The organism is Mesorhizobium sp. M0292, from assembly GCF_040321695.1.
In the GTDB taxonomy this organism is placed as follows: Bacteria; Pseudomonadota; Alphaproteobacteria; order Rhizobiales; family Rhizobiaceae; genus Mesorhizobium.
The window spans coordinates 93,805-107,417 of record NZ_JAMYSB010000003.1 but is presented as its reverse complement, the minus strand read 5'-3'; the positions used below and the strand labels follow the sequence as shown (position 1 = coordinate 107,417).

The 13,613-nt window shown below is 63.4% G+C and carries 8 protein-coding genes, 1 tRNA gene and 1 pseudogene; 6 read left to right on the top strand and 4 right to left on the bottom strand.

The window, feature by feature from the left end; all coding sequences use genetic code 11:
- Positions 1-263: 263 nt before the first annotated feature.
- The 4 genes and pseudogenes from NKI96_RS05445 to NKI96_RS05430 all read left to right on the top strand — a co-directional run.
- Positions 264-1,631: pseudogene (locus NKI96_RS05445) on the top strand (peptide ABC transporter substrate-binding protein); the annotation flags it as partial.
- A 426-nt stretch (positions 1,632-2,057) separates the two neighbouring features.
- Complete coding sequence (locus NKI96_RS05440; RefSeq protein WP_023684574.1) at positions 2,058-2,981, top strand: ABC transporter permease subunit; 924 nt, start codon at positions 2,058-2,060, stop codon at positions 2,979-2,981.
- Between the two features lie 9 nt (positions 2,982-2,990).
- Entirely contained in the window at positions 2,991-4,118 is a 1,128-nt protein-coding gene (locus NKI96_RS05435; RefSeq protein ID WP_023670736.1) for an ABC transporter permease, read from the top strand.
- A gap of 32 nt (positions 4,119-4,150) precedes the next feature.
- On the top strand, positions 4,151-5,770 hold the full coding sequence (locus tag NKI96_RS05430) for an ABC transporter ATP-binding protein (RefSeq protein WP_023702233.1): 1,620 nt from the start codon (positions 4,151-4,153) through the stop codon (positions 5,768-5,770).
- A 41-nt stretch (positions 5,771-5,811) separates the two neighbouring features.
- Here NKI96_RS05430 and NKI96_RS05425 read toward each other — a convergent pair whose 3' ends face one another.
- Together NKI96_RS05425 and NKI96_RS05420 are read right to left on the bottom strand one after the other, a co-directional pair.
- Positions 5,812-6,156, bottom strand: a complete 345-nt coding sequence (locus tag NKI96_RS05425; RefSeq protein WP_352803231.1) for a hypothetical protein — start codon at positions 6,154-6,156, stop codon at positions 5,812-5,814.
- A 168-nt stretch (positions 6,157-6,324) separates the two neighbouring features.
- Positions 6,325-6,401 (bottom strand) — tRNA-Pro (locus NKI96_RS05420).
- Between the two features lie 200 nt (positions 6,402-6,601).
- Between NKI96_RS05420 and NKI96_RS05415 the strand changes: the two genes are divergently transcribed.
- Both NKI96_RS05415 and NKI96_RS05410 read left to right on the top strand, forming a co-directional pair.
- A complete protein-coding gene (locus NKI96_RS05415; protein WP_352803228.1) occupies positions 6,602-8,122 on the top strand; it encodes a phosphomannomutase/phosphoglucomutase in 1,521 nt (506 codons plus the stop codon).
- An 11-nt stretch (positions 8,123-8,133) separates the two neighbouring features.
- A complete protein-coding gene (locus NKI96_RS05410) occupies positions 8,134-10,371 on the top strand; it encodes a mannose-1-phosphate guanylyltransferase/mannose-6-phosphate isomerase (protein ID WP_023805738.1) in 2,238 nt (745 codons plus the stop codon).
- A 73-nt stretch (positions 10,372-10,444) separates the two neighbouring features.
- Here NKI96_RS05410 and betB read toward each other — a convergent pair whose 3' ends face one another.
- Together betB and betA are read right to left on the bottom strand one after the other, a co-directional pair.
- Complete coding sequence (betB, locus tag NKI96_RS05405) at positions 10,445-11,908, bottom strand: betaine-aldehyde dehydrogenase (protein ID WP_023805737.1); 1,464 nt, start codon at positions 11,906-11,908, stop codon at positions 10,445-10,447.
- Between the two features lie 51 nt (positions 11,909-11,959).
- Positions 11,960-13,612, bottom strand: coding sequence for a choline dehydrogenase (gene betA, locus NKI96_RS05400; RefSeq protein WP_023687207.1), 1,653 nt, complete (start codon positions 13,610-13,612; stop codon positions 11,960-11,962).
- Between the last annotated feature and the right edge of the window lies 1 nt (position 13,613).

Below are 13,613 nucleotides of genomic sequence, written 5' to 3'. Positions count from 1 at the left end.
ATGGTTGCGCCAATTACAACTCCTGAGGGCAAAACGCAAAATTACAGGACAACCGCAAGCTGCACCCAATTGAACCTGGTAATATAGATTAGCTATGGCTGGTTTAGGATGAGGATGCTCACTTAGCGTCAAGCAAGACTCGGTTGAAATAATATTTCCGTCTGTCTAGTCTCCTGCCACCAGCTGCCGGGACGGGAACCGGCGGCGCGCTCGAAGGGGCCAGAAATCGGTTCCGGGGCGTCAACACTCGTAAGGCGCAGCCGATGGGCAGCGCCACAGGGAGAGACTTCATGCTGAAAAATATGCTGAAGGCGACGCTTGTCGCCGCGACCATGACCTTTGCCGCAGGCACGTTCCTGACGCCGGCCCTTGCCGAGACCGTCTATAACAGAGGCAGCGCCGCCGAAGCGGAGACGGTCGATCCGCACAAGACCTCGACCGTCTACGAAGCCGATATCATACGCGACCTGTTCCAGGGACTGGTCATGCACGATCAGAAGACGAACCTCATCCCGGGCGCCGCCGAAAGCTGGACGGTATCGGATGACGGCACCGTCTACACCTTCAAGCTGCGCAAGGACGGCTTGTGGTCGGATGGCAGCCCGGTGACGGCCGAGGACTTCGTCTATTCCTTCCGTCGGCTTGAGGATCCGGCGACCGCCGCCGAATACGCTTCCATGCTCTATCCCGTGAAGAACGCCGAGGAAGTCAACACCAAGAAAGGCAAGCCCGAGGACATGGGCGTCAAGGCGATCGACGCCAACACCCTGGAGGTGACGCTGAAGGCGCCGACGCCATACTTCCTCGAGATGCTGACCCACCAGGCTACCTATCCGGTCAACAAGGCCTCGATCGACAAGCTCGGCGCCGACTGGATCAAGGCGGGCAATCTCGTTTCGAACGGCGCCTATACGCTGGCCGAGTGGATTCCCAACGACCACATGAAGCTGGTCAAGAATCCGAAATTCTGGGATGCCGCGACCGTCAAGATGGACGTCGTCAACTACATCCCGACCGAAGACCGCTCATCGGCGATGAAGCGCTTCGAGGCCGGCGAACTCGACAGCTACGGCGACCTGCCGACCGAACAGCTCGCTGACCTCAAGACCAAGTTCGGCGATCAGGTCCGTGTCGGACCGTATCTCGGCACCTACTATTACGCGATCAAGACCGACAAGGCACCGTGGGACAATGTCGAGCTGCGCAACGCCATCTCGATGGCGATCGACCGCGACTTCCTGGCCGAAAAGGTCTGGCAGAATTCCATGCTGCCTGGCTATTCGATGGTGCCTCCGGGCATCGCCGGCTACACGCCGGCAATGGCCAAATACGCCGACATGCCGCAGATCGACCGCGAGGACGCCGCCAAGAAGATCCTTGAGAAACTCGGCTATACGCCCGAGCATCCGCTGAAGATGGAGATCCGCTACAACACCTCGGAAAACCACAAGAACACCGCGGTTGCCATCCAGGAACAGTTGAAGCCGCTTGGCGTCGAGATCACGCTGCTCAACACCGATACCAAGACCCACTATTCCTTCCTCGAGCAGAAGGGCAACTACGACGTGGCGCGTGCCGCCTGGATCGCCGACTACAAGGATCCCGAGACCTTCCTCGGCATCACCCGCAAGGCCAGCGGCAACAACTATTCGAGCTACGTCAGCCCGGCATATGAGGCGGCCATGGACAAGGCCGCGGCTGCCGGCGGCAAGCCGGAAGAGCGCATGAAGGACCTCACCGAGGCCGAGCGCATCCTTGTCGATGACGTCGGCAACATTCCGCTTCTCTACTACAGCTTCCACGATATCGTTTCCTCGAAGCTGCATGGCTTCGATGACAATGTGATGGACATCCATCCGTCCCGCTTCGTCTCCAAGGACTGATAATCATCCTTGACTGGACCGCCCCGCCCCCTCCGGGCGGGGCGGACTGGTCGGTCATCGCACCGGTCCGAAAGTCGTGGTCGATTTTCGGCAAGCCCGGTGCGAAGATTTGGCGCCGGAGCGTGGCAATGCGTCTGCATGGACGTATGTCGCTCTGGCCGAAGCGGGGCGCCGATGCTGCGATACATCTTACGGCGGCTTCTGACCGCCATTCCGACGCTGTTCGTCATCGTGACCATGGCGTTCTTCCTGATACGCGTCGCACCGGGCGGCCCTTTCAATCAGGAGCGGGGCCTCAGTCCCGAGATCAGGGCCAATCTGGAAGCACAGTTCGGCCTCGACGATCCGCTCTGGCTGCAATATGCCCACTATCTCGGCAATCTTCTGCGCGGCAATTTCGGGCCGAGCTACAATTTGCCTGACTTCACCGTCACCGAACTGTTTGCCAAGGGGCTGCCGATATCGGTCCAGCTCGGCACCTCGGCGCTGATCCTGGCGCTGCTGCTTGGTTCGGTGCTCGGCACCATCGCCGCGCTCAACCAGAACAAGCTTGGCGACTATACGGTGATTGCGCTGGCGACCGCCGGCAGCACTATCCCCACCTTCGTCATCGCTCCTGTGATTCAGCTGGTGTTCGGATTGACCTGGAAGCTGTTGCCGATCGGCGGCTGGGGTGATGGCGCATTGATCAACAAGATCGGCCCGGTGCTGACGCTGGCCTTGCCGCAGATCGCCATCGTTGCCCGCCTGATGCGCGGGTCGATGATCGAGAGCTTGCGTTCGCATCATATCCGAACGGCGCGTGCGCTCGGCCTCTCCGACTGGTCGGTGGTGGTCAAGCACGCGCTGCGCGGCGCCATCCTGCCGATCGTTTCCTTCACCGGCCCGGCAGCCGCGGCGTTGCTCACCGGTTCGGTCATCGTCGAGACCATCTTCTCCATTCCCGGCGTCGGCCGCTATTTCGTCGATGCCGCGCTCAACCGCGACTACACGCTGGTGATGGGGACCGTGGTGGTGATCGCGCTCTTCACCATCGTCTTCAACCTGATCGTCGACGTCATGTACGCGGTCGTCGACCCGAGGGTGCGCTATGACTGAGGGTGCGCTATGACCGACATCACAGCCGCCGCCGCTCCGCCGGCCGTCGTCGGCCGCTCGCTCTGGGGCGACGCATGGGCGCGCCTCAAAGCCAACCGCGCCGCCATGTTCAGCCTCTATTACCTGGCCTTCATTGGCGTCATCAGCATCTTCGGCCCCTGGTTCGTGCCGCATCAGTACACCACCATCTATGCCGACTATGTGCGCACGCCGCCAAGCTTTTCAGCCTATCCGAAGCCCGACATGATCGAGACGGCGCTCAAGGATGCCATCAAGCGCATGCGCGTCGACATCAAGGAGTGGAAACTGGACGGCAGTCGCGTCACCGTCACCGTCACCTCGACCAAACCGATCGACGACCGCAACATCCGCTATCTCGACCGCTCCGATGCCTTCGACGATACCAAGATAGAGAGCAAATCGGCCGACGGGCTCGAATTGACGATGACTGCGTCGGTCAAACAGCAGTACTTCCTGTTCGGCACCGACAACACCGGTCGCGATCTGTTGTCGCGAACGCTGATGGCAGGGCGCATCTCGCTGGCCATCGGCCTGCTTGCCGGCATTGTCGCGGTGGTCATCGGCGTCCTCTACGGGGCGGCGGCCGGCTTTTCCGGCGGCAAGATCGACGAGGTGATGATGCGCATCGTCGACGTGCTCTATTCCTTGCCCTTCATTTTCTTTGTCATCATGCTGGTGGTGTTCTTCGGCCGCAACTTCGTGCTGATGTTCCTGGCGGTGGGGGCGGTGCTGTGGCTCGACATGGCGCGCATCGTGCGCGGCCAGGCGCTGTCGATCCGGCGGCAGGAGTATGTCCAGGCGGCCGAAGCCATGGGCGTCGGCCAGCGCGGCATCCTGCTGCGCCATGTCATCCCCAATCTGCTCGGACCAGTGGTGATCTACATGACGCTGCTGGTGCCGCAGGTCATCATCCTGGAAAGCTTTCTGTCCTTCCTCGGCCTTGGCGTGCAGGAACCGATGACCAGCTGGGGCGTGCTCATCTCCGTCGGCGCCAAGAACATCGGCACCGCCAACTGGCTGCTTTTGTTCCCCGCCTTCTTCCTCGTGTCGACGCTGTTTGCGCTGAACTTCGTCGGCGACGGCCTGCGCGATGCGCTCGATCCGAGAGACCGATAATATGGGGACCAAATAAAATGGGGACCGTTGCGATGGAAACGCCCGAAACGATCCTCAGCGTCAAGGACCTTCGCGTCCGTTTCCGCACGCTCGACGGCGCGGTCGAAGCGGTCAAGGGCATCAACATCCACGTCAAGGCAGGGGAAACCGTTGCCGTGGTCGGCGAATCCGGATCCGGCAAGAGCCAGACCATGATGGCGGCGATGAGCCTGCTGGCGTCCAATGGCGAGGCGACGGGTCACGTCGATTATCGCGGCCGCAACCTTTTGACCATGAGCAAGCCCGACCTCAACAAGGTGCGCGGCGCCAAGATCAGCATGATCTTCCAGGAGCCGATGACCTCGCTCGATCCACTCTATTCGATCGGCAACCAGCTTATCGAACCGATCCGCAAGCACCGCGGGCTGAACGCAGCCGAGGCACGGAACGAGGCGCTCAAGTTGCTCAGGCTGGTGCATATCCCCGATCCCGAGCGGCGGATGAAATCCTATCCGCACGAAATGTCGGGTGGCCAGCGCCAGCGCGTCATGATCGCCATGGCATTGGCCAACGACCCCGACATCCTGATCGCCGACGAGCCGACGACGGCGCTCGACGTCACCATCCAGGCGCAGATCCTGGTGCTGCTCGCCGAATTACAGCGCAAGCTCGGCATGGCCATCGTCTTTATCACCCACGATCTCGGCATCGTCCGGCGCTTTGCCGACCGCGTCTATGTCATGCGCTATGGCGAGGTGGTCGAGGAAGGCGAGGCGGAAGCACTTTTCGCCAACCCGCAGCATGCCTATACCAAAATGCTGCTGGCCGCCGAACCGACCGGCACCAAGGCGGCGCCGCCGCCCAGCGCTCCTGTGCTGCTGGAGGGCCGCAATGTCGAAGTGACCTTCAAGATCGGCGGCGGCTTCCTTGCGGGCGAACCGCTGCTGCTACGCGCCGTCGATCACATTTCGATCCGGCTGAAGCGCAACCAGACCATCGGTATCGTCGGCGAGTCCGGTTCGGGAAAATCGACGCTCGGCCGCGCACTTCTGCGCCTGTTGCCCAGCGACGGTGTCATCCGCTTCGGCGACCGCGACATCTCCACTGCCGACCGCCAGGCGATGCGGCCGCTGCGTCGTGAGATGCAACTCGTCTTCCAGGATCCGTTCGGCTCGCTGTCGCCGCGCATGACCGTCGGCCAGATCATCACCGAAGGCCTTCTGGTGCATGAGCCGAACCTGTCAGGCAAGCAACGCGATCAGCGCGCCGTCGAGGCCTTGCTCGAGGTCGGCCTCGATCCCAACGCACGCAACCGCTACCCGCACGAATTCTCCGGCGGCCAACGCCAGCGCATCGCCATCGCGCGTGCCGTGATCCTGAAGCCCAAACTGGTGGTGCTGGACGAGCCGACTTCGGCGCTCGACCGCTCGGTGCAGAAGCAGATCGTCGAATTGCTGCGCAAGCTGCAGGCCGACCACGAACTGTCCTACCTCTTCATCAGCCACGATCTCTCCGTGGTGCGCGCCATGGCCGACTACATCATCGTCATGAGGCAGGGCAAGATCGTCGAGGAAGGCCCGACGGAAGAGATCTTCAGCAACCCGCAGGCGGCCTACACGCAGACACTGATGGCTGCGGCGATCGATGTCACGCGCTTCAGGCTGAGTGCTTAAGGCGTGACGTTCAGCCGATAGTCAGGGTAGGGCCAGTTCGCTTAGCCCGCTGACCTGGGGCATCTGTTGGCTCTTGTCGCGACAATGGCCTCTTGCCGCTGCTTCAGCTTTTCGATTCTGGCCGTCTCACGGTTGGCCACTGCGCTCTTCACGCGCGTGCCGCCGAGCAGCCAGTTGGGAACGCTGGTGTTGGCGACCCTGCCGCGGGTGATGGCGGTTTGCGAGATGTCGCGCGCGGTATCGCCTACCGCGTTGTTGAGCTCGGCGCATGTCATGCTGTCGTATTTCGCCGGGTTGACCGCGCTGCCCAGCGATGAGCAGCCTGCCGCCAGCGACAGGGCAAGCAGCGCTGACAGCCGGCCTACGCTTGAAATCAACAAATTCATCTTCCGCAAACCTCGTTCCGGCCGCTGTCTCGGCGGCATTCCTATTATCGAGGTAGCGCGGAAGGTTGTCGCGTCAAAACACCATGCTGACAGCGACGCCGACGCGGCCGGTTTGCATCAAGCTATCTTGTGGGTCGGGAGAACAAACACCTAAGTGTCTGTTTTTTCTGGTCGGAGTGGCAGGATTTGAACCTGCGACCCCCTCGTCCCGAACGAGGTGCGCTACCAGGCTGCGCTACACTCCGTGACCAGACCGCGGGCTTATAGCTGCCGCATACCGTTCCTGCAAGCGGCAATGGCAGCGCTTCTGTCGCATTTCGTTGGCTTTCGTTGGGCATTGCCGCAAAGCTTGGCTTTCCCTCCCGGGATAAACCCGGCTTAAAGCCTTGTGTGCTAAGTCGCAGCCTCGATAGATCGTGTTTTCGCCATCTGGAGCTTTGCTGTCTTGCCCCTGAAAATCGTAGGCGACGCCCGGCCCAACAGCTTCGAATTCGAAACGGAAGCGCTGATCAAGGCGTCGGGATTTCGCGAGTACGATGCGCGCTGGTGGTTCGGTCACCCCGGCTCTGCGCAGCCGCCGGAGCTCAACCTGATCGGCGTCCAGGCGCTCGGCATGGGGCTGGGCACGTTGATTCGGCGTCTTGGCGCCGGGCCTGACATCGTCACCGGGCATGATTTCCGCTCCTATTCGCTTGCCATCAAGCTGGCGCTGGTTTCCGGCCTGATGGCTGCGGGCGCAAAGGTGAAAGACATTGGCCTGGCGCTGTCGCCCATGGCCTATTTCGCCCAGTTCGCGCTCGACGCGGCATCCGTCGCCATGGTCACGGCATCGCACAACGAGAATGGCTGGACCGGAGTCAAGATGGGTGCGGCGAGGCCGCTCACCTTCGGACCGGAGGAGATGAGCGCCCTGAAACAGATCGTGCTGTCGGGCGATTTCGATCTTGCCGGCGGTGGCTCCTACGAATTCGTCTCCGGTTTTCGCGAGACCTATCTCGACGATCTGGTGAGCGACAAGCGCATCGCGCGCAAGATCAGGGTTGTGGCGGCTTGCGGCAACGGCACCGCCGGCGCCTTCGCGCCGCAGGCGCTGGAGCGCATCGGCTGCGAGGTGATCCCGCTCGATGTCGAGCTCGACCACAGTTTTCCGCGCTATAACCCGAACCCGGAAGACATGCAGATGCTGCATGCCATCCGCGACAAGGTTCTGGAGACCGGCGCAGATGTCGGGCTGGGCTTCGACGGCGACGGCGACCGTTGCGGCGTGGTCGACAATGAGGGCAACGAGATCTTCGCCGACAAGGTCGGCGTCATGCTGGCGCGTGATATCTCCAGCCAGCATTCCAGCTCGACTTTCGTCGTCGATGTCAAATCGACCGGCCTGTTCCACACCGACAGCGTCCTGCGCGCCAATGGCGCGGTCACCGATTACTGGAAGACCGGCCATTCCTACATCAAGCGCCGCGTCGCCGAGCTTGGCGCCGTCGCCGGCTTCGAGAAGTCGGGCCATTTCTTCTTCAATCCGCCGATCGGCCGCGGCTATGATGACGGTCTCATCACGGCAATAGCCATTTGTGAGATGCTCGTCCGCAACCCCACAAGTTCGATGGCCGATCTCTATCGCGCGCTGCCGCTGACCTTCGGCACGCCGACCATGTCCCCGCATTGCGCCGACGATGTGAAATACGGCGTGGTCGATCGGGTGGTGGAGGACTTCCAGGCGATGCAGCGCGCCGGCAAGACTTTTGCCGGCCAGAAGATCGCTGACCTGATCACCGTCAACGGCGTGCGCGTCGTGGCTGAGGACGGCACCTGGGGGCTGGTGCGGGCGTCATCGAACAAGCCGGAGCTTGTCGTGGTTGTCGAAAGCCCGACATCGTCCGACCGCCGCCGGCAGATGTTCGAGGCCGTCGACGCCGTGCTGCGCCGCAGCCCCGAAGTCGGCGCTTACAACCAGACGTTCTGATTGGACCTTTCATGAGCGAGCGCATCGTCAGTTTTGTCATGAGCGGGGGTGTCGGCTCGCGGCTGTGGCCGCTGTCGCGCGAGGACAACCCGAAACAGTTCCACGATCTTTCCGGGGACGGCTCGATGCTGGCCAAGACACTGCGCCGGCTGACGGCGCGTCCGGAGGGCGAAACGCCGATCTTCTTGATCGCCGCCGAGCGCCATGCCGAGCGCGTGCATGCCGACCTTGCCGGCCTCGACCTCGCCGGCGGTGGCCCGCTGTTCGAGCCGACCGGGCGCAACACGGCTGCCGCCGTGGCGCTGGCCGCGCTGCGCACATTGTCGGAGTTCGGCGACAGCCTGGTGCTGGTGGTGCCGTCAGACCACGAAATCGCCACGCCCAAGCAGTTCTGGCAGAGCGTCGAGGCGGGCAGCCAGGCAGCGCTTGCCGGCCGTCTGGTGGTGTTCGGCATCAAGCCGACGCAGCCCGAGACCGGCTATGGGTATATCGAAGTCGCAGCCGAAAGCGGCGGCGTCTTCGACGTGTCGCGCTTCGTCGAAAAGCCCGACCTCGCCACTGCGCAGAGCTATCTCAGTGCGGGCACCTTCTACTGGAACACCGGCATTTTCCTGTTTCGCGCCGGCGCCATGCGCGACGCCTTCGCCACCTTCCAACCCGACCTCTGGCAGGCCACCGAAACCGCCTACAAGGCGGCAACGAGCGACCTGTCCGGCCTCTATATGCCGCTCGACCTCTACGCCGCCATCCCGTCGAACTCGATCGACTACGCCATCATGGAACGGGCCAAGGACATCGCCATGGTGCCGGCCGGCTTCCGCTGGAACGACCTCGGCTCCTGGCAGTCGCTGCTCGATGTCGGCCCTGCCGACGCCAAGGGCAATGTCGTCGTCGGCGATGTCGTCGCCATTGATTGCGAAAACTCCTACATCAGAAGCGACGGCCGGCTTTTGTCGGCAATCGGTATGAAGGATGTCGCCATCGTCTCGACGGCGGACGCCACCTTCGTCGCCCCGGTCAGCCACAGCCAGCACGTCAAGAAAATCGTCGAGCAGCTGGAAAAGTCGGGCCGGCTGGAAACCAGGTTTACGCCGGCACACGACCGCGTCATCGAGAGCGGCGCCTGGCGTCGGCGCGTGCATCACTGGCTGTTCGAGGAGACCTTGCCGCTGTGGTCGACTTCAGGCGTCGATGAGCGTCATGGCGGCTTCCACGAGGCGCTCGGCTTCCACGGCGAGGCGCTGTTGAAGCCCAAGCGCATGCGCACGACGGCGAGGCAAGTCTACGCCTTCGCCGTTGCCAAGGCCCGCGGCTGGGACGGTCCAGCCGATCGCCTGATCTCCCATGGCATCGCCTTCATGGCCGGCAAGGGCCGCACGGACCGGGGCGGCTGGGTGCGCACGCTCAATGTCAACGGCTCCGTCGCCGACCCAACCGAGGATGCCTACGACCATTCCTGCGTGCTGCTGGCGCTGGCGCATGCGCATATGTGCGGCAATCCGGATGCGCTGCGGCTGGGCCAGGAGACCTTCGTGTTCCTCGACGCGCATCTCGAGGACAGCCGCATGACCGGTTTCCTCGAGACGTCCGACGGGGAGGGCGAGCGGCGCTCCAACCCGCATATGCATCTGCTCGAGGCCTTCCTCGCCTGGTATGAGGCGACCGGCGACCGCACCTATCTGCGCCGCGCCGCGCGCATCATCGACCTTTTCCGCAGTCATTTCTTCGATGCCGAGAGCTGGACGCTGGGCGAATATTTCGACGCCGGGTGGAAGCCGGCCGCCGGCGAGAAGGGCACATGGACCGAGCCCGGCCATCATTTCGAATGGGCCTCGCTGCTCACCGATTTCGTCGCCCGCAGCGGCCAGGGCGAGTTGAGCAATTTTGCCCGCAAGCTCTACGCCTCGGCCATCGCCAACGGCCTCAACCGCGCCACCGGCCTTGCCTACGGTGCGGTCTCCCGGCAGGGCCTGCCGCTCGACCTCGTATCGCGCAGCTGGCCGCAGGCGGAAGCGATCAAGGCGGCGATTGCGCTGGATGGCTCGGGCGGTCCCGACCTCAAGCCCGAAATCGAGGCGCGCGTCGGCCGGCTATTCCGCTGGCACATCGACCCGGCGCCGCTCGGCCTGTGGATCGACCGCATCGACGAACGCGGCCGCTCCTTGGCATCGGACGTGCCGGCCAGCATCTTCTATCATCTGGTCTGCGCGCTGACGCAGTATCTTGATGGGACAGCGCAGAAGGGGTGAGGTTGTTGAGAGGCCGGTGCGAGGCACCCCCCTCTGCCGTGCAGGGCAGAGGGGGGTGCCTCGCGCCAACCCCTCAATACGGGCTCGCTACATCCCCGGTCTCGACATACACCGCCTTCAGCTGCGAATAGAGCGCTAAAGCCGCCAGCGAGTTCTCGCGCCCAATGCCGGATTGCTTCACCCCGCCAAACGGAATTTCCACCGGCGTCAGATTGTAGGCGTTTATCCAGCAGGTGCCGGCCTGCAGTTCGGCGATCACCCTATGAGCGCGCTGCAGGTCGCGGGTGAAGACGCCGGCGGCGAGGCCGAATTCGGTGTCGTTGGCGCGGTCGATCACCTCGTCCTCGCCGTCGAACTTCAGCACGCTCATCACCGGCCCGAAAATCTCCTCGCGCGCAATGCGCATCGTATCGGTGACACCGGTGAACACCGTCGGCTCGACAAAGAAGCCGCCATCGAAACCTTGCAGCGACGGCACGTTGCCACCGCAGGCGAGCGTTGCTCCATCCTGCCTGCCGGCCGCGATGTAGGAAACGACCTTCTCCTGCTGCGCCTTGTTGACCAGCGGCCCCATCTGCGTCTCAGGATCGAGCGGATCGCCGATGCGGATCTTTTTCGTCCGCTCGACCAGCCGGTCGACGAAGCGGTCATGGATGCCGCTCTGCACGAAGACGCGCGTGCCGTTGGAGCAGATCTGCCCGGTCGAATAGAAATTGCCGAGCATGGCGCCGCCGACGGCGTTTTCGAGATCGGCATCGTCGAACACGATCAGCGGCGACTTGCCGCCGAGCTCCATGGTAGCGTGCTTCATCTTCGAACCGGCGAGCGACAGCACCTTGCGGCCGGTCGGCACCGAGCCGGTCACCGAAACCTTGGCAACGACATCATGGCCGACGAGGCCGGCGCCGACTTCGCCATAGCCTTGCACGACGTTGAACAGCCCGTCGGGCAGGCCCGCCTCTGAGTAGATCTCGGCCAGCGCCAGCGCCGACAGCGGCGTGTTCTCCGAAGGCTTGAATACCATGGCGTTGCCCATGGCGAGCGCCGGGGCGGATTTCCAGCCGGCGATCTGGATCGGATAGTTCCAGGCGCCGATGCCGACGCACACACCGAGCGCCTCGCGGCGCGTATAGGCAAAAGGTCCACCAAGATCGATCGCCTCGCCGTTGAAGGCGGCAACCGCGCCGCCGAAATATTCGAGGCAGTCGGCGGCCGATAGTGCATCCGCCACCAGCGTCTCCTGGATCGCTTTGCCGGTGTCGAGCGTCTCGATCCGCGCCAGATCGGCGTTGCGCGCGCGCAAAATGTCGGCGGCGCGGCGCAGGATGCGGCCACGCTCAACCGGCTTCATCCGCGCCCAGGCCGGTTGTGCGGCCCGCGCGGCTTCGATGGCGAGCTCCAGCACGTTCGGAGTCGCCGAATGCAAAGTGGCGATGACCTCACCGGTCGCCGGATAGATCACCGGCAGCGGCGCGCCGCCTTCGTCCTCGATGTAGCGGCCGTTGACATAGTGCGATGCCGTTGGCTGGGCGCGCATGCTGTTCTCCAGATGTATTCGCTATTGCGGAGCAGTCCGCCGGACAATGCCCTATCGATCCGCCACCTGCCAGCGCGGATTGATCCAGGGTTCCTGGTTGGACGGCGCCAGTGGCGTGCGGCCGAGAATGTGGTCGGAGGCCTTCTCGCCGGTCATGATCGACGGCGCGTTGAGGTTGCCGTTGGTCACCCGCGGGAAGATCGAGGAGTCGGCGACGCGCAGGCCGTCGACGCCGATTACCCGGCACTCCGGATCGACCACGCTCATGATGTCGTCGGCGCGGCCCATCTTGCAGGTGCCGCACGGGTGGTAGGCACTCTCGGCATGATCGCGGATGAAGGCGTCGAGATCCTCGTCCGACTGGACGTGCGAACCCGGCGAGATTTCCTTGCCGCGAAAGCCGTCAAAAGCCTTCTGGCGGAAGATCTCGCGGGTCAGCCGGATGCAGTGGCGGAACTCGGTCCAGTCGTCTGGATGCGACATGTAGTTGAAGCGGATGACCGGCGTCGCTTTCGGGTCGGGAGAGCGCAGCGTCACCGAGCCGCGCGACTTCGACCGCATCGGCCCGACATGGGCCTGGAAGCCATGGGCCCTCGCCGCCGCCTTGCCGTCATAGCGCACCGCAGCCGGGATGAAGTGATACTGGATGTCGGGGTAGTCGACGCCGGCCTGCGAGCGCACGAAGGCCGCGGCCTCGAAATGGTTGGTGGCACCGAGGCCGGTCTTGAAGAACAGCCACTGCGCCCCGATCAGAGCCTTGGAGAATGGGTTGAGAACCGAATTCAGCGTGATCGGCTGGGTCGATTCCTGCTGGATGTAGAGCTCCATATGATCCTGCAGATTGCGGCCGACACCGGGCCGGTCGGCCACGACCTGGATGCCGTTCTCCTTGAGATGCGCGGCCGGGCCGATACCGGATAGCATCAGGATCTTGGGCGAATTGATCGATGATGCGGCAACGATCACCTCACGTCGCGCCTTAACGACCTGAATCTGTTTGTGAGCTTCGATCTCGACGCCGACAGCGCGCTGATTCTCGATGATCACACGACGGGCGAAGCCTTTGATCACGCTGACATTTTGCCGCTTGAGCGCCGGCTTCAGATAGGCTGATGCGGCCGACCAGCGGCGGCCGCCGCGTATGGTCTGCTCCATCGGCCCGAAGCCTTCCTGCTTCGAACCATTGTAGTCGTCGGTCAGTTCGAACCCGGCTTGGCGGCCGGCCTCGACAAAGGCGCCGTAGAGCGGATTCTTGCGCGGGCCACGCTGGACGTGCAGCGGGCCGCCGTGGCCGCGCCAGCCGTCCTCGCCCCCGTCACTGTCCTCCATGCGCTTGAAATAGGGCAGCACGTCGGCGAAGCCCCAGCCGGCCGCCCCCTGTTCGGCCCAGTGGTCGAAGTCGCGTGCGTGGCCCCTGACATATACCATGCCGTTGATCGAGGACGAGCCGCCGATCACCTTGCCGCGTGGCGTCGCCAGCACGCGGCCGCCGAGATGCGGCTCTGGTTCGCTGGCAAAGCCCCAGTCGTAAAGGCTCATGTTGAGCGGGATCGACAGCGCCGACGGCATCTGGATCAGCGGCCCGATATCGGTGCCGCCGAACTCGATGACGATCACCGAATGCTTGCCGTCTTCCGACAGCCGGTAGGCCATGGCCGAGCCGGCCGAGCCGGAGCCGATGATGACGAAGTCTGCTTCAAGCATG